General features: G+C 71.3%; 17 protein-coding genes and 1 pseudogene. 5 read left to right on the forward strand and 13 right to left on the reverse strand.

The window, feature by feature from the left end; translation table 11 throughout:
- Positions 1-31: 31 nt before the first annotated feature.
- Together ACWD01_RS05510 and ACWD01_RS05515 are read right to left on the reverse strand one after the other, a co-directional pair.
- Positions 32-1,735, reverse strand: coding sequence for an immunity 49 family protein (locus tag ACWD01_RS05510; protein WP_451158323.1), 1,704 nt, complete (start codon positions 1,733-1,735; stop codon positions 32-34).
- Positions 1,736-1,879: 144 nt separating this feature from the next.
- On the reverse strand, positions 1,880-2,146 hold the full coding sequence (locus tag ACWD01_RS05515; RefSeq protein WP_451158325.1) for a GntR family transcriptional regulator: 267 nt from the start codon (positions 2,144-2,146) through the stop codon (positions 1,880-1,882).
- Positions 2,147-2,307: 161 nt separating this feature from the next.
- Here ACWD01_RS05515 and ACWD01_RS05520 point away from each other — a divergent pair, with 161 nt between their 5' ends.
- Both ACWD01_RS05520 and ACWD01_RS05525 read left to right on the forward strand, forming a co-directional pair.
- On the forward strand, positions 2,308-2,622 hold the full coding sequence (locus tag ACWD01_RS05520) for a hypothetical protein (protein ID WP_451158327.1): 315 nt from the start codon (positions 2,308-2,310) through the stop codon (positions 2,620-2,622).
- Between the two features lie 268 nt (positions 2,623-2,890).
- Positions 2,891-4,378, forward strand: a complete 1,488-nt coding sequence (locus ACWD01_RS05525; RefSeq protein ID WP_451158330.1) for an AAA family ATPase — start codon at positions 2,891-2,893, stop codon at positions 4,376-4,378.
- A 56-nt stretch (positions 4,379-4,434) separates the two neighbouring features.
- Here the strand turns inward: ACWD01_RS05525 and ACWD01_RS05530 are convergent, their stop codons facing one another.
- Both ACWD01_RS05530 and ACWD01_RS05535 read right to left on the reverse strand, forming a co-directional pair.
- On the reverse strand, positions 4,435-5,013 hold the full coding sequence (locus ACWD01_RS05530) for a potassium channel family protein (protein ID WP_451158332.1): 579 nt from the start codon (positions 5,011-5,013) through the stop codon (positions 4,435-4,437).
- A 216-nt stretch (positions 5,014-5,229) separates the two neighbouring features.
- The gene (locus tag ACWD01_RS05535) at positions 5,230-6,063 is read right to left on the reverse strand and encodes a DUF72 domain-containing protein (protein WP_451158334.1); all 834 of its coding nucleotides are present in this window, start codon (positions 6,061-6,063) and stop codon (positions 5,230-5,232) included.
- Between the two features lie 221 nt (positions 6,064-6,284).
- Here ACWD01_RS05535 and ACWD01_RS05540 point away from each other — a divergent pair, with 221 nt between their 5' ends.
- A complete protein-coding gene (locus ACWD01_RS05540) occupies positions 6,285-8,000 on the forward strand; it encodes a ricin-type beta-trefoil lectin domain protein (RefSeq protein ID WP_451158336.1) in 1,716 nt (571 codons plus the stop codon).
- Between the two features lie 64 nt (positions 8,001-8,064).
- Here the strand turns inward: ACWD01_RS05540 and ACWD01_RS05545 are convergent, their stop codons facing one another.
- From ACWD01_RS05545 to ACWD01_RS05555, 3 genes are all read right to left on the reverse strand, one after another.
- The gene (locus tag ACWD01_RS05545; protein WP_451158338.1) at positions 8,065-8,424 is read right to left on the reverse strand and encodes a cellulose binding domain-containing protein; all 360 of its coding nucleotides are present in this window, start codon (positions 8,422-8,424) and stop codon (positions 8,065-8,067) included.
- A 27-nt stretch (positions 8,425-8,451) separates the two neighbouring features.
- The gene (locus ACWD01_RS05550) at positions 8,452-8,661 is read right to left on the reverse strand and encodes a DUF5988 family protein (RefSeq protein WP_451158340.1); all 210 of its coding nucleotides are present in this window, start codon (positions 8,659-8,661) and stop codon (positions 8,452-8,454) included.
- Between the two features lie 87 nt (positions 8,662-8,748).
- Complete coding sequence (locus ACWD01_RS05555) at positions 8,749-9,234, reverse strand: DUF5994 family protein (protein WP_451158342.1); 486 nt, start codon at positions 9,232-9,234, stop codon at positions 8,749-8,751.
- A 255-nt stretch (positions 9,235-9,489) separates the two neighbouring features.
- Here ACWD01_RS05555 and ACWD01_RS05560 point away from each other — a divergent pair, with 255 nt between their 5' ends.
- Positions 9,490-9,975: a DUF5994 family protein gene (locus ACWD01_RS05560; protein ID WP_451158344.1), complete on the forward strand. Its 486-nt coding sequence runs from the start codon at positions 9,490-9,492 to the stop codon at positions 9,973-9,975.
- Between the two features lie 90 nt (positions 9,976-10,065).
- Here the strand turns inward: ACWD01_RS05560 and ACWD01_RS05565 are convergent, their stop codons facing one another.
- Positions 10,066-10,404, reverse strand: coding sequence for a helix-turn-helix domain-containing protein (locus ACWD01_RS05565; protein ID WP_451158346.1), 339 nt, complete (start codon positions 10,402-10,404; stop codon positions 10,066-10,068).
- A gap of 709 nt (positions 10,405-11,113) precedes the next feature.
- Here ACWD01_RS05565 and ACWD01_RS05570 point away from each other — a divergent pair.
- Positions 11,114-11,488, forward strand: coding sequence for a hypothetical protein (locus ACWD01_RS05570; RefSeq protein ID WP_451158348.1), 375 nt, complete (start codon positions 11,114-11,116; stop codon positions 11,486-11,488).
- A 216-nt stretch (positions 11,489-11,704) separates the two neighbouring features.
- Here ACWD01_RS05570 and ACWD01_RS05575 read toward each other — a convergent pair whose 3' ends face one another.
- From ACWD01_RS05575 to ACWD01_RS05595, 5 genes and pseudogenes are all read right to left on the reverse strand, one after another.
- Complete coding sequence (locus ACWD01_RS05575; protein WP_451158350.1) at positions 11,705-12,013, reverse strand: SCO5918 family protein; 309 nt, start codon at positions 12,011-12,013, stop codon at positions 11,705-11,707.
- A 49-nt stretch (positions 12,014-12,062) separates the two neighbouring features.
- Positions 12,063-12,461, reverse strand: a complete 399-nt coding sequence (locus ACWD01_RS05580) for a CBS domain-containing protein (RefSeq protein WP_451158352.1) — start codon at positions 12,459-12,461, stop codon at positions 12,063-12,065.
- Between the two features lie 38 nt (positions 12,462-12,499).
- Positions 12,500-14,017: a DEAD/DEAH box helicase gene (locus ACWD01_RS05585; protein ID WP_451158354.1), complete on the reverse strand. Its 1,518-nt coding sequence runs from the start codon at positions 14,015-14,017 to the stop codon at positions 12,500-12,502.
- 364 nt (positions 14,018-14,381) lie between these two features.
- Entirely contained in the window at positions 14,382-14,585 is a 204-nt protein-coding gene (locus tag ACWD01_RS05590; RefSeq protein WP_004986771.1) for a cold-shock protein, read from the reverse strand.
- Between the two features lie 407 nt (positions 14,586-14,992).
- Positions 14,993-15,078, reverse strand: a pseudogene (locus ACWD01_RS05595) (IS5/IS1182 family transposase); the annotation flags it as partial.

A 15,078-nucleotide genomic window follows, 5' to 3' on the forward strand; every position in this document is an offset into this window, starting at 1 on the left:
GACGGCCCGCTTTTGCCGGGAGCCGGCGGTCTCAGCCCGGTATCTGCTCGATCCGGTCGCGGTTGAGCAGACACCTCGGGAGGAACGGCTGCTTCGTGTCGACGGGGAACTCGTAGTCGTACGCCAGGCTCGCCATCGCCAGTGGTCCGAGCGCCACCCGGGCGCGGGGCGCCGGGGAGTCGCCCCAGTAGGTGCGGTGGTGTGCGAGGGCTTCGGAGAGCGCCTTGGCGAAGGCGTCGTGGTCGCGGGTGATCAGGCGGTGGAACAGGGCGACCGGCTGGTAGTCGATGAGGTTCACGAAGTCCTTCGGCGCCCGGCTGATGACCTCGGGCGCGGACGTCTTCATCGTGGCGACCAGTTTCTCCACGACCTCGTCCATGGGGCGCTGGAACCAGTAGGTCTGCAGCGTGTCGATCCAGTGCAGGACGTACTCGTCGGCCGAGTCGTCCTGCCCCAGTACCTCCAACGGGACCCGGCACAGCCGGTCGAGACGGGCCCTCTGCCGGCACACGACCGCGGCGTAGAAGGCGTCGAGCCAGGCGCGGGTGTCCGCGGGCGGCTCGGCGGGGACGGCGGGCAGCCGGCGTGTGAAGTCCCCGGCCAGGCTGTAGTTCTGCGCCTCCGCGCCGCTGAACAGCGCGGAGCCGAGCTGTACGGCGGTGGCCCACGCGTCCCAGTTGTCGAGGAGCGCGGCGTTGGGGTCGGCGGCGCAGTGGGCGTGGGCGAGTTCGAGGGCCGAGACGAACGCGTCGCCGAGCGCGGCCGGGTCCTTGCCGAGGCCCGCTGTCGCGTCGGTCGTGGCGTCCGTGAGTTCACCGATGTCCGGCTCCTTGGCGGCGGCGCGCCGGCTGTTGAGGCGTCCGGCGCGGTCGAGGCGGACCAGCCCCTTCATCATGCCGAGCAGCTCGGGCGGGGGCCGGAGGGAGAACGTACGGGTGTCGTGGTCGATGGACGTGAGCGACGTCAGGCCGCCCCCGTGCCACCAGTAGACCCGTGGAGACAGGGAGCCCGGCCCGTCCTGGTGGGCGCCGTAGGCGTACGCGGCAAGGTCGTTGATCGCGTCGGCCACCGACCCGTCGACGATCGGGTGGTACGCCAGCAGGTGCCGCGTCGGTACGACGACGAGTGCGCCGGCGTCGGGAAGGTCCTCGCCGGTGACCTGCCGGGCCAGTTCGGGCAGGAACAGCGCCTTGCTCGCGACGAACGGCGAGTCGCCGTACACCGAGTGCAGCAACGCCCGCCCCTCGACGGCGACTTGCTCGTGCTGGACGGGTACGCGCATCAGGTTCGCGTACCCCGCTTCTCCCAGCTCCCGCAATCCGGCGCGCTGCACGTCGTGGTCGGTGAGCATCCGCACGGACGTGGGGCGGTCGAGGGCATAGGCGAAGACGAGGCCGTCGGCGACCTCGCGCGCGTAGCGCATGGCGCCGACGAGTTCCGGGGTGAACGAGTCGGTGCTCAGCAGCCGTGCGTGCACTCCGTCCAGCAGCTCGGCGACGCTTTCGTCCCCGCTGCCCGCCTCCCGCAGACTGGCGAAATGTTGCTCCACGATCTCGGGCCAGCGCTCCTCCGGCGCCCGGCGGCACGTCTGCGCGAGGTTCTGCAGCGGGAAGGCGTGGCCGTCGCCGGCGTAGGGGGCGGCGAGCGTCCGCAGACGTGCCGCCTGCGCGGCGGTCAGCATCGGCAGGTCACGGTCGGGAGCGTCCGGCGTGTCGAGAGCGTCGTCTGCGGTCATTCTTCGACCCTACGAGCCGTGGTGGCGCAGGCCTGACAGCGGAGCGCGTGACATTGGCCATTCTTGTGGGGCGGCCAACGTGCCTAGTCGGCCCGGGTGTTGGGGCGAATGGCACGCTGCGTCGCGCTCGGCGCCGTGAGGGTCCTACTCGTTGCGCGCGGTGCCCTCGGACGGCTCGGCGGGTGGCTGCGCGGCGACGAACGACCCCATGCCGGGGGTTGTTGTGATCAGCCCTTCCTCCCGGAGGGCCGCGGTGGCCTTTCGGACGGTCATGCGGGCGACTCCGTACTCCTGCTCCAGCTGGACCTCGGAGATCAGGTGTCGCGGCGGGTACTCGCCGGCCGCGATCCGCTCTCGGATGACGTCAGCGATCTGTACCCACTTGGGCCGAGTGGGGTCGAAATCGATCACGCCTAGGACTGTACGTAGTAGCGCCCCTCCGAACATAGATACGTACAGGCGTAGCTAGGGATAGACAGGTCTGTAGAAGGTCGCTAGCGTGAAGTCGTGGAAGCCCGGCGAGGTGGCCAGACCTCCCGAGGCGTGGCCAACGCTTTCTGAGGGGCGTCGACATGCGTGACCTTATCCAGGCCCTTGTTCTGTGGGCGAGATGGCTGTTCGTCCCGCCCGGCAGTGGCCGGCACCGTGGTCGGCCGGACGATCCGGTGCCGCCCCGTCCGGCCCGGCGGCCCGAGACGCCGTGGCGGCTGCCTGCGGCGCGGTCGCCGTACGGGATCGACGGGGTGCTCGACGGGGGCGGGACCGTGATGGTCCGGCCGTACGTCCTGGCGGACGAGCGGCGTCAGCGGCGGCTGGCGCTGGTGATGGCCGCGGACTTCGGGATCGATCTCGACGTGCACCTCGTCGGTGCGCAAGGGGTGGCCTGATGGACGCCGCCGGAGGTGCGCGCCGGCCGGTACGGATGTGTGTGGGCTGCGACCGCATCACCAGCACGCCGGTGCTCGTTTCCGAAGTGCATTCCGCCTCGGGTCCCGGATTCAACGTCTACGCCTGTACGGAGTGCGCGCCGTCGTTGCCCAGGCCGCCCGACGCCCTCGACCTGCTGGCGACCGGTCGTCGTGCTCGGAGTGAGGGCGACGCCTGACAGCTGTTAGGAGTACAGTCCTTAGGGCTGTACTCCTAAGGAGGGCCACCGTGCAACGTCGATCTCGACCCAGCAAGCCTCCCCACGTCTTCGACCGCAGTCCCGAGTGGGACGGCCTTTCGGCCTTTGCAGAGCGGCCGCTGCCGCATGCCATGCTCGGGATCGTCAGCGGTAGGCGCCGCATGGGGAAGACCTACCTCCTGCGCGCTCTGGTCGAGCAGTACGGGGGCTTCTACTTCGGGGCCACGGCCGCGACGGAGACCGAGTCGCTGCGCCAGTTCGCCGCCGCGCTCGCCGAACATGTGGGCTCCCCGGTCGCTTTCTCCTTCGCCACGTGGGACGACGCGGTGTCCTACCTGTTCGGGCTCGCCGCGCCACGGGACGGGGGGAGGCCGCTGCTGGTGGTCATCGACGAGTTTCCGTACCTGGCGAAAGCCGCTCCCGAGCTGCCGTCCCTGATCCAGCGGGAGATCGACCGCTTTCAGGTCGAGGAGAGCCGTATGCGGCTGCTCCTGTGCGGTTCCGCGATGTCGGTCATGGGCGGTCTGCTGGCCAGCACCGCGCCCCTGCGTGGACGGGCACAACTGGAGCTCGTGGTACGCCCCTTCGGGTATCGGGCGGCTGCCGAGTTCTGGGGTGTCGCGGACAGTCCGGCCCTCTCGGCACGGCTCCACGCCGTGGTCGGCGGCACGCCTGCGTATCGGCGGCAGTTCCTGGCGGACGATGTTCCCGGCAGTCTGGAGGAGTTCGACGCGTGGCTCTGTCGTACGGTTCTGTCGCCCCTCAGCCCGCTCTTTCGCGAGGCCCGTTATCTGCTCGCGGAGGAGGCGGACATCCGGGACACCGCGCTGTACCACTCGGTCCTCGCCGCGGTCGCGCAGGGCAACAGCACCCGCGGCGGGATCGCCGGGTACATCGGCCGCAAGTCCGTGGACATCTCGCATCCGCTCAATGTGCTGGAGGACAGCCATCTGCTGGTGCGGGAAGCCGATGTGTTCAGGGCGGGCAAGTCGCAGTACCGCATCACCGAGCCGCTGATCAACTTCTACGAGGCCGTGATGCGGCCGTCCTGGGCGCGGCTGGAGAGCGGGCAGGCGGTGGAGGTCTGGGCACAGTCGGCGGAGCGCTTCGCGGCCCAGGTGGCCGGGCCGCACTTCGAGGCGATGTGCCGGGAGTACGTGCTCGGGCCCGGGCGCGCTCTCGTCGGCTCGGCGCTCGGGCAGGTGGGGAGCGGGGTCGTGAGCGACCAGGTGGCGCGGCGGCAGATCGAGATCGACGTGGCCGTCGTCGAACCGGGAGCGGGCGGCAGCAGGGCGGGGGTGCATCTGCTCGGGGAAGCGAAATGGGGCACTGTCATGGGCCTGAGCCACCTGGAGCGGCTCGCGAGGGCGCGGGAGCTTCTTGCCGGGCGCGGCCTGGACACCACCGGATGCGCGCTCGCGTGTTTCAGCGGGGCGGGGTTCAGCGAGGCTCTGCGCGGAGAAGCGGCGCGGACAGGTGACGTGCTGCTCGTCGGCCTTGACGAGCTCTACGGCTGAACGGCTCCCGGAAGCGCGGCCCGGACCGCACGTGGGACGCAGTCCCGGCGCGGGCCTCAGTCGTCGGGACGGGGCCGGCCGGCCTGCCGGTCCCCGACGCCCTTCCCCTCCCGCACGTGGTCGCTCACGCGGACCCGGAGCCAGCGGGAGAGGGCTGTGGCCGCCGCGGTGAGGAAGACGAAGGTGTAGAGGATCTGGAGGACCACAACCAAGCGGGAGCTTTGGCCTCTCGGGGTGATGTCGCCGTAGCCGAGCGTCGCGAGGGTGACGATGGTGAAGTACAGGGCGTCGGCGCGGGTGTTCAGGCCGTTGAACTGGCCCGGTTCCCTGCTGAGGGTGTGGTAAGCGCCTGAGAAGACGAGCATGGACAGACACATCAGCAGCGGGATGGCGACGCCCGGGCGGGTGCCGGGGCGGTCGGTGAGGACGTCTCTGATTTCGAAGAGAAGCAGCAGGGCGATCGACACCAGGGCCAGGGCGAAGAGCGTCCAGCTGACGCCGGGGCGGTCGGGGCCGAGTTCCTCCAGGGGGAGCAGGAAGTACGCCGCCGTCATGAGGACGCCCACCCCGACCGCGGCCAGCCTCAGCGGTGTGCGTCCAGGGCGGCGCGGTCCGCGGTCGTCGTCCGCCGTCATCAGTGTGCCTCCCGCCACGGATCGTCGTGCCTCGTCGTCGCGCCCGGCAGTCCTGTCCGGTCCGTCGCGCCCGGGCGGGCGCAACGCCCGTCGCGCCCGGTCCGGCCCCGGCCGTCACGCAACAGCCGTCGCCCACGATCGGCCAGGTCCTCCGCCCGCCGCCACCCGGACGCCGCCGAACGGCGCACAAGCCCCCGGGGCCTCCGCGCTCCCCGCTCAGCGCGCCCCCGGGGCCTCCGCGCCCCCCGGTCCCGCCCCCGCCCCCGGAACCTCAGCGCCCCCCGCCCCCACCCCCGGGACGCGGCTCACCGTGCGCCCCAGCGTGGCGGCCGACCGGGCGAACTGCGCCGCGTCCAGGACGGCCGCGCCGCCCGGGTCGTTGTTGAAGTACGTGTACACGTCCGCCCCGTCCGGCCACGCGCCGGCGATGCGGACGGCCCACGACATGAGCGCCCGGCGGCCGTAGCGCGGCTCCGGCCGGGCGAGGCCGGCGTGGAAGCGTACGTAGCCCCAGGACGCCGTGCGCCACAGTGGGGTGACGGGGCGGGAGCCGCGGTCCGCCCAGCACAGGGCGGCGTCGTGGCGTTCCAGCAGCGCGCGCAGCCGGGTCTGCGCCTGCCACCACGAGGGGTGCCGGAGCTCGACGGCCACGCGGACCGCGGCGGGGAAGCAGTCCAGTGTGGCGGCCAGGGCGTCGACGTTCTCCTGGTAGTTCGGGGGTAGTTGGAGCAGTACCGGTCCCATCCGGTCGCCGAGTCCGGCCGTGCGGTCCATCAGGCGGTGCACCGGCTCGACCGGGTCGCGCAGCCGCTTGATGTGGGTGAGGAAGCGGCTGGCCTTCACCGTCATGACGAAACCGTCGGGGGTCCGTTCCCGCCACGCGGTGAAGATCTCCGTGGTGGGGAGCCGGTAGAAGGCGTTGTTGTTCTCCACGGTGGTGAACTGCCGGGCGTACTCCTCCAGCCACAGCCGTTGCGGCAGGCCGGGCGGATAGAGGATGCCTCGCCAGTCCTTGTACTGCCATCCGGACGTTCCGACCAACAGGGGCATGGGGCGATCCCTGCCCGTACGCGGCCTCGGCGTATCGCCTGCGGCGGCCTGACACTTCGTACGGAGACCGGGTGCGGGCCTTGTGGTGTTACCGGGGGACACATCTTTCCCCGCCGGTCCCCCTGCTCCACTATGGGGTCCTGTTTCCGGCCGGTAACTCCCCACATCCCGATACCGACTGGGCGGTTTGCCGGTTCGTAACTGAATGAGGAGTTAACAGGGTGTCCAAGCTCCGACACGTCGTTCCGGAGACCGCGGACGAGGATCCGGGTTACGCCGCCCTGTCCGACGCGGAACTCACCGAACGCATCCGTGCCGGCGCCCCGTCCGCCCATCCCGCCACCCAGGAGCTCAAGCGCCGCCACATGCCGTCGCTCCGCGCGTACGCCATGCTCTGCGGCCGCAGCACCCTCGCCGGCAACCAGCTCGCGGTGCAGGCGTTCGACCTCGCCGCGCAGGAGGCGTGCCGGGGCATCGGCCCCCGGGGCAGCTGGGGCCACCACCTGCTGATGACGCTTCAGCGCATCGGGCTGAGATGGGCGGTCGGCAGCCGCCGGGCCAGGCTGGAACCGGGCTTCGCGGCGTGGCTCGACGACAACACCGATCCGACCGCGCCGCATCCGCCCGACGCGCCGGGGCCCCGGCTCGGGCAGACGTCCGCGATGCTCGCCTGCTTCTACGGGCTGCCCGAGCAGGCGCGGGGCATCCTCTGGTACGCGACGGTGGACGACGAGCCGGACGCCAAGGTCGGCACCTTCCTCGGCGTCCCGGCGGGCACGGTCCCCGAGCTGCGGGTCAAGGGCCAGGACGCCCTGCGCAAGGCCTACATCCAGGCGTATCTGGAGCACAGCGGTGACCGGAAGTGCCAGGGATTCCGCCGCATCATCGACGCCGCGTCCCAGCCCGCGGACGGGCGGCGCAGCAACGATCTGACGCTCCATCTGGGGGAGTGCACCAGCTGCGCCCGGCTGATGGGCGAGCTGATGCGGATGGCGGACGCCCCCGGGGCCGTGCTCGCCGAGGGCCTGCTCGGCTGGGGCGGAGCGGCCTACGCGGCGGGTGGCCCCGTGCGGGCCAGGCAGACGCCGGACTCCTCGATCGAACGGTGGGAGAACCGGGCCGCCCTGCCCGTCTTCGTGGGCTCCCCCGCCGCACGCGGGCGCGAGGTGGCGGTGCGGAGTGTCAGATGGCGGCCCTCCCTGCTCACCGTCCTCGCGACGGTGGCGGTCGTGGCCTTCGCCGCCGGCACCTGGGCGGCGACCGGGTCGGGCGGCTCCGGACCGGACCGCGACCGCGGCCAGGCCAGTGCGGAGGAGCCCTCGCGCTGGGAGACGCGGCCGCCCGCCGCCCCGCCCACCTTCGCCCCTTCGGCGACCATCACCGCCTCCGCCACACCCTCCAAGAAGCCGTCACCGTCACCCAGCCCCGCCACCTTTGCCCCGAAGAAGAAGCCCCCCGCTCCTCCGAAGCCCAAGCCCAAGCCCACGCCCTCCCCGTCGAAGAGCAGCCCGCCCCGGCAGGTGCCCATCAGCGTGGGCGGCTGGGCCCAGGTCGTCCACGCGGCGACGGGACTGTGCCTGGACATCGACGGCGGCGTCATGGCCGACCGCACCGACGTCCTGATCGTGCCCTGCGACGGAACGGCCACCCAGCGGTGGCGGCTCGAGTCGGTCGGACTGCTGCGAAGCGGCGCCGACCCCGACTACTGCCTGGACTCGCGGGGCTCCACGGACCGCGGTGTCGGCATCTGGTCCTGCTCCTCCGTCGAGGGCAGGAACGGCATGAACCTTCTCTTCGCCGTGGACTCCGCGGGCGCCATCCGCCCCCGGGTGGCCCCGGACTTCGCGCTCGACCCTCACCGTGGCTCCGGCGGCAGCACCCTCGGCTTCGAGTGGGCGGACGGCGACTTTGACCAGCGCTGGATCGCGCGCTACTGACCGGAGAGGCCCGGCGGGACGGTCCCGCCGGGACCCATGAGCCGACGAGCGGTCAGACGACGGTTCAGGGCGTGCCGTTCAGCGTGAACGAGGGCGGCCTGCCGGTGTCGCCGGTGTGGGTCGCCTGGAGGCCGATCTGCGTACTGGTCCCGGGCGCGAGCGCGGAGTTGTACGAGACGTTCCGCGCGGTCACCGCGCCACTGCCGGGGCTGTACGTCGCGCCCCAGCCGGACGTGATGGTCTGGCCCGCGGGGAGCGTGAAGGCGAGCGACCAGCCGTTCACCGGCGAACTGCCGGTGTTGGTGAGGGTGACGGACGCCGTCAGGCCGGTGTTCCAGGCGTTGGACGTCCAGCCGACCCGGCACGCACCCGCGGGCGGGTCGGGGTCCGGCTGGAAGACGTCCGGGTGGTTGCACGGCCGCACGGGCCGCGGGTCACGTGCGGCCGGCGCTCAGCCGGGGAGTTCCGTGCGCTCCCACCACTCGTAGACGGGCAGCGTTCCGTCGGCGGTCTCCTGGTGCCGCGCCGTCACCCGGAAGTGCTCGTACCCGCCCCGGAACTGGACCTTGATGTCCGATCCGAGTGCGGTGACCGGCACGATCCGCTCGGGGAGATCGCCGGGGCCGCCTTCCAGGACTGCTTTCCTCGCGTTGTCGTTCATGCTCGGAAAGTCTTCCTGGCAGGGTGGCCGCACCCCTTCGTGACGCGCCGGGCCGGACCGGCCGCGTCCGGCTCCCGTCCTCGGCGGTCAACCCAACCGGGCAGGGCCGACGAGTCCGGCGCCCGGGTTCTCGGCCTCCTGGGCCATCAACGCACTGGCGGTGAGCAGCCCGGTGACGGATGCCGCGGACATCAGCCGGGCGGCCGCTGCCTCGTCGGTCTCCGGCGGGATGACCAGCAGGTCCCACCGGCCCAGGGTGTAGGAGAGCAGGATCAGCTTGTGCGGGTCCTGCTCCGCCGCGAACCAGCCGATGTGCACCGTGTGCTTCGCCAGCGGCACCTTGCGGGGGATCACGGGCCAGTGGGCGGGATTCACCGTGACACGGGTGATCCGGCCCCAGCGCACGTCCAACAGGTCGATCAGGGCGGGGAGCTCACGCAGAAGATCGCGGGAGCGGGGCCACCAGGCCCCGTCCAGGAGTCCCCGCGGTGAACCTGCCGGGGCCAGGGAGAGCCGCACCGGTGGTGAGGCGGGGCGTTCGTCGGGGATCGGACGGTCGGTGGTCACGGTCATGACGGGACCCGTCTCGGGGGTGTCTGGGACATCCCGGTGTCGCTGCTCGCCGAGAACGACGCCGACATGAGAGTCGGCGTGCGAAATGCTCCCGGCCTCTTCAGCGTACTCCGGTCACGGCCCCCGCAGGGCGTACGCGGTCGGCCCTTTCCGGTGCGGTCCGCGGGCCCCGCCGGGGCCGTCGGCGCAGAGTACCGTGGGACGACAAGGCCACTTCACAGGGCGGGCCACCGGTCCCGCAGACGGGTGGACATCATGGCCGACTCCGACATCCCCGTCGCCGCGGGGCTGCTTCCCGACGAGATCCACCACTCCATGAGGCCAGGGACGGCCCTGCTGAGGCTGGAGACGACACACGCCCGCGAGGGAGTCCTGGACGGCGCGTGGTGGCCGCGGTCGCGGGACATCGGCGCCGAGCTGCCTTCGCTGATCATCGCGCTGACCGAGTACCTGGGACCGGTCACCCGGGTCGGACTGGACGCGAGTGCCTGGGAGGACCTGCCCACCCGGCTGACCGTCGAGGGCCGGGTCGTGCACATCGACTCCTCGCCGGTCGGTGACGGCACCGTCCTCGTCAGCCGGGGCGAGAGGGACCACTTCGCCCTGCTGGTGATCCCGCCGGACGCCACACCGGAGGCGGCGCACGCAGCCATGGCCGAAGCCGTGCGCGCCGGCAACGTCACCGCGGCGGAGCAGATCCTCATCGAAACGGGCAGTGACCGGCCCCGCGTGAGTCGGTGACGACCGGGCTCCGCGACGCCCCGGCGCCGTCGCGGCCGCCCTGCCGCCATATCACCGCACCGGGTCGCCGTGCCCCCGCACCGGGCGTGATCACGCGGAGTCGGCGGGCTTTTCGGCTGCCGCGCGGCGGAACTCCGCGTTGATGCGCTGAGCCTCCTCGAGCTGGTCCTCGAGGATGACGATGCGGCAGGCGGCCTCGACCGGCATGCCCTGGTCGACGAGTTCGCGGGCGCGGGCCGCGATCCGGAGCTGGTAGCGGGAGTACCGCCGGTGCCCGCCCTCCGAGCGGAGCGGGGTGATGAGGCGGGCCTCACCGATGGCGCGGAGAAAGCCGGGCGTCGTGCCGAGCATCTCGGCGGCACGCCCCATGGTGTACGCGGGGTAGTCGTCGTCGTCCAGGCGACCACTGAGCGGAGTGTCTGCTGTCATTCCCACCTCTTTGAGCAACGCGTCGAGGGGCCCTGGTGCCGTACGGCACCAGGGCCCCGAAGGAAATTCAACACCATCTGTCGGCTGTACTGCGGTGCCGACCTGCTGTTTCCGCCGACCCGCCCGGGACAGGGCGGGAGTGCGGGGATCGCGGATGCGTGACCGGGGACCACCTTCCAATCCGGGGTCTTGCGGTACCCGGGCCGAGACTTCGCTGCCCGGGCGATCCTGATGGCGTCTGCTTCCTCCATTCCTCGGTCGGACCGGCCACTGGGTGCCGGCGGTGTCATGCGGACTGCTGGTGTTGCTGTCGGCAGCCCCTTGTCCTGCGGGCCGCCCGTTGCGCCTGCCAGTCCCGTCGCCGTCCTTCGAACCACGTGGCTTCGGAACTCTGCAGTCGCACCGTCATGCCAATCACGTACTGCTACCCGCCAGTTCGTCTCTGCCGGGTCTCTCTCCGACTTCGTCTACGGAAGAAACGTTAGCCGTGTGACGGATCAATGTCTACCTTGGCGAGCATAGATTTCGGTCGATCGTCGGAGATGGAATCCATGGGCGGTGACGGAGAGGCGCCGGCCGGGGAAGTCCGGGAGGTCACCGGCGGTCCGCTCGGTCCGGCGGTCGCGGTCGGCGGGCAGTGGCCGCCGCGTCTCGCTTGCGCCTGGTGTACGCCCCACGACCGGCCCGCCACTGAATAGAATCGGCTCTCATGTCGAACGCTGACGAACTCCTCGTTGACATCGCCGCCAAGGTGGAGTCCGAGCAGAGCAATCAGATGTCCCTGACCGTGGTCATCGGCGGCGCCGTCATCACCGGACGGCTGGCGCCCGAAGCCGTGTGGCGGGAGCGCGTGTCGGAGGTCCTGAGGGATTCCGAGCGCCTCCGCCCGTTCTCCGGCGTCTTCTCCGCCGAGCGGGCCGCGGGCCGGCCCGGTCGCGGGGAGCCGCCCACACATCTGCACTTCCACGTCGCCCGGATCCTGCAGGGCAGCGTCGGTATCCCCGAGACGGGCGGGATGTACCGCGTCGCGATCGAGGACGTCAGCGGCTGGACCGTCGGCGACTTCAGTTACTCCGACCACTGACCCGTACGGCCGCCGCGCTCCAGGCACCGGCGGCCGTACCGACCGGACGCATGAACGCGGCGAGGGCCCGACCGGAATGTGCCGGTCGGGCCCTCGCCGCGTTCATGTACTGGTCCTGCGGGTGCTGCTGTCGGTGCGCCTGGTCTGCTCCGGAGCCGTACCTCGCCTACGCGGCGTACACGTCCGGAGCCCGGTTCCGCCCGGCGGTCCCGCCGGTCACACGGCGGGGGAGGTGCCGAGCAGGGCCGAGGCCTCCTCGAGCGGAGTGAGGGAGCGCGGGGGCGCTTCCACGGGCTGGCTGCGGCACGTGAAGCCGAGGCGGGTCACTGCCCTGATGACTTCGCCGGGGGTGAAGTCGCGGCGGTCCTGCCGGGTGATGACTTCGCCGACCTGCATCACGGGGTAGTGGCGGCGGCCGATGATCACGGAGTCACCCGTGATCGGTTCGGGCCTGACGCCCTTCATCGACGCCAGCACCCCGCTCTTGGAGAGGTCGAACGGGAAACGGGCGATGACGCAGCGCATGGTGCCTCCAAGGGGAGTGGAAGAGGTCCGGCCCTGGGGAGAGGGCAGATCAGCGGGAGAGGTTGAGGACGCCCACGGCGCAGCCGTGCTCGTCCACGACGGGCACGGCCCTGAGCCGCCGGTACCGCATCGCGTGCTCAGCCTCTGCCACCGTGGTCAGGAGTGAAGGGAACGGCCCCGTGTCGCCGACGACGTCCCGCAGCCGCATCCGGTCCGTGTAGCCGGAGCTGTCGCGGAGGGCGGCGAGCCGGGTCCGGGTGATCAGGCCCGTGCACCGGCCGTCCTCGTCGCTGACGAGCAGGTGCACCGAGCGGGCGCTGTCCATGACGGACAGCGCCACCTCCACCGTCATGTCGTCCCAGACCTGCGGTCCGGGCGCGTCCATGGCGTCCACCACGGTCCCGGCGGCGGAGTCCGCCGGGCGCGGCTTCGTCTGAACCGGTGTCAAAGGTGCCTCCTGCGAAGGGGGGTCGCGATCCGATACTGCTAGGCCGCCGCGTCGAAGGCCGACTGCGGCTGGGCCGTACGGCGGGCCACCTGGCCGTTCCGGCCGCTCCTGGAGCTGCGGCCGCGGCGGGCCGAGGCGCCGCGCTTGGGGCGCTCGGTCACCGGCGCCGTGATGACGACCGGGACGCCCGACGGGGTCCGCGCACCGGTGATGCGGCTCAGCTCGTCCTCGCCCGAGCGGACCTGCGTGGTGTGGGGGACGATCCCGGCGTCGGACATGAGACGGGTCATGTCGCGGCGCTGGTCGGGCGTCACCAGGGTGACGACGAGACCGGACTCGCCGGCGCGGGCCGTACGGCCGCCGCGGTGGATGTAGTCCTTGTGGTCGCTGGGCGGGTCCACGTTGACCACGAGGTCGAGGTTGTCGACGTGGATGCCGCGTGCCGCGACGTTCGTCGCGACCAGCACGGTCACATGGCCCGTCTTGAACTGGGACAGCGTCCGGTTGCGCTGCGGCTGCGACTTCCCGCCGTGCAGGGCGGCGGCGCGTACGCCGTTGCTCAGCAGGTGGACGGTGAGCTTGTCGACGGCGTGCTTGGTGTCCAGGAACATGATCACGCGACCCTCGCGGGCCGCGATCTCGGTCGTCGTCTGGTGCTTGTCCGCCCCGCGCACGTGGAGCACGTGGTGCTCCATCGTGGTGACCGCGCCCGCGGACGGGTCGACGGAGTGGACCACCGGGTCGGTCAGGTAGCGGCGGACCAGGAGGTCGACGTTGCGGTCCAGGGTGGCGGAGAACAGCATCCGCTGGCCTCCGGGACGCACCTGGTCCAGCAGCGCCGTGACCTGCGGCATGAAGCCCATGTCGGCCATCTGGTCGGCCTCGTCGAGGACGGTGATGTCGACCTGGTCCAGGCGGCAGTCGCCGCGCTCGATCAGGTCCTTCAGCCGGCCCGGCGTCGCGACGACGACCTCGGCACCACCGCGGAGCGCACCGGCCTGCCGGCCGATCGACATTCCGCCGACCACCGTGGTCAGCCGCAGTCGCACGGCGCGGGCGTACGGGGTGAGCGCGTCGGTGACCTGCTGCGCCAGCTCCCGGGTCGGTACGAGCACCAGGGCCAGCGGCTGTCGCGGCTCGGCGCGCCGGCCGGCCGTACGGGCCAGCAGCGCCAGGCCGAACGCCAGGGTCTTGCCGGAGCCGGTGCGCCCGCGGCCGAGCACGTCGCGGACCGCGAGCGAGTTCGGCAGCGTCGCGGCCTGGATCGGGAACGGCACGGTCACGCCTTCGGCGGCGAGCGCGGCCAGCAGCGGCGCCGGCATGTCGAGATCGGCGAACGCCTCGACGGCGGGCAGCGCGGGAGTGATCGTCTTCGGCAGGGCGAACTCGCCCTGCGGAGCGGCGGGACGGCGCCCGTAGCCACCCGAACGGCCCGGAGTGCGGGAGCGGTTGGCGGCGGGGGCGCCGGAGCGGCTGCCGCCCTTGCCGGCGTAGGAACCGGAGGAGCCGGCGGAACGGGTGCGGCTGAAACGGTCGTTCGTACGTGTGCGGTTCATGCAGAACCTTCCTCGAAGCGGCACGTCTCAAGGAATTCCTGCAGAACGAACGGCAGAGAGAATCGCAAGAACGGGCCAAAATGCGAAAGCGGATCCGGCCGGCGGGAAATTCTCACGGCCGAGACGCTGAAAACAGGTGACGCGAGCCGGTGCGACCGGCGTGACGCGTACGGGGAGCTCTGGACGGACTCACGGTCCGGAGCCTTGCGGAGAGCAGCCGCCGCAGTGCGCGGCCGCGGAGCTCTCGACTTCATGCCGCCGGGGAAATCGCCACGGCGAGACATAAGGGACTCTGCCCTGTACTGCAACGAGCTGGGGCCCGCACCCAAGGTGCGGGCCCCAGCTCGTACTGTGCGCGTGAGCGTCAGGCGGGAACGATGTTCTCCGCCGTCGGGCCCTTCTGGCCCTGCGCGATGTCGAAGCTCACCTTCTGGCCTTCGAGCAGCTCGCGGAAGCCCTGAGCGGCGATGTTCGAGTAGTGGGCGAACACGTCAGCGCCGCCACCGTCCTGCTCGATGAAGCCGAAACCCTTTTCCGCGTTGAACCACTTCACGGTGCCAGTAGCCATATGTAAATCTCCTTCGGGGCAGTGCATCGGGTCCCGCACTGTGCGGAAGCCGTGTCGCCGCGATGATTGCCCTGCCCGGAAAAAGACCGGAAATACAAAAGCACTCTCGTTGGCACCGAAGCCGGTGAGGGTGCTTGAAGTTCTGGGAACCACAACTGCAACTGATGTCGACAGTAGCACGCCGCGTTCTGCGGTGCGTGACGCGTGATTACGCTCCGCCTGTTGTCCCAGAAAACCTCATCAGGGGTCTCGGCTATTTCTCATTTCATGGGCACAGATATTGTTCGACCGGAACACCGCGCCGGGGCGGCGCCACGGCCGCGGGGGACCGCGTTCCCCGCCCCACCGGACCGCCCGCCGGGGCGCGTGGCCCGGTGGGCAGCGGCTTGCCGGCTCATTGAGCCTTTTCAGCGTTGCCTCTCCAGGGTGAGGACCGCGGCGGCGATGTCCGTCATGCGGTTCGGGCTGCAGCGGCTCCGGCGGAAGATCCGCC

The sequence above is a fragment of the Streptomyces sp. NPDC002835 genome, assembly GCF_053591995.1.

Coding starts and splice junctions, on each gene's coding strand:
- ACWD01_RS05555 (WP_451158342.1), bottom strand. CDS start 9,234: ATGACCGTGACCACCGACCGTCCGATCCCCGACGAACGCCCCGCCTCA.
- ACWD01_RS05570 (WP_451158348.1), top strand. CDS start 11,114: ATGTCGAACGCTGACGAACTCCTCGTTGACATCGCCGCCAAGGTGGAG.
- ACWD01_RS05590 (WP_004986771.1), bottom strand. CDS start 14,585: ATGGCTACTGGCACCGTGAAGTGGTTCAACGCGGAAAAGGGTTTCGGC.
- ACWD01_RS05575 (WP_451158350.1), bottom strand. CDS start 12,013: ATGCGCTGCGTCATCGCCCGTTTCCCGTTCGACCTCTCCAAGAGCGGG.
- ACWD01_RS05550 (WP_451158340.1), bottom strand. CDS start 8,661: ATGAACGACAACGCGAGGAAAGCAGTCCTGGAAGGCGGCCCCGGCGAT.
- ACWD01_RS05535 (WP_451158334.1), bottom strand. CDS start 6,063: ATGCCCCTGTTGGTCGGAACGTCCGGATGGCAGTACAAGGACTGGCGA.
- ACWD01_RS05530 (WP_451158332.1), bottom strand. CDS start 5,013: ATGACGGCGGACGACGACCGCGGACCGCGCCGCCCTGGACGCACACCG.
- ACWD01_RS05560 (WP_451158344.1), top strand. CDS start 9,490: ATGGCCGACTCCGACATCCCCGTCGCCGCGGGGCTGCTTCCCGACGAG.
- ACWD01_RS05520 (WP_451158327.1), top strand. CDS start 2,308: ATGCGTGACCTTATCCAGGCCCTTGTTCTGTGGGCGAGATGGCTGTTC.
- ACWD01_RS05585 (WP_451158354.1), bottom strand. CDS start 14,017: ATGAACCGCACACGTACGAACGACCGTTTCAGCCGCACCCGTTCCGCC.
- ACWD01_RS05565 (WP_451158346.1), bottom strand. CDS start 10,404: ATGACAGCAGACACTCCGCTCAGTGGTCGCCTGGACGACGACGACTAC.
- ACWD01_RS05510 (WP_451158323.1), bottom strand. CDS start 1,735: ATGACCGCAGACGACGCTCTCGACACGCCGGACGCTCCCGACCGTGAC.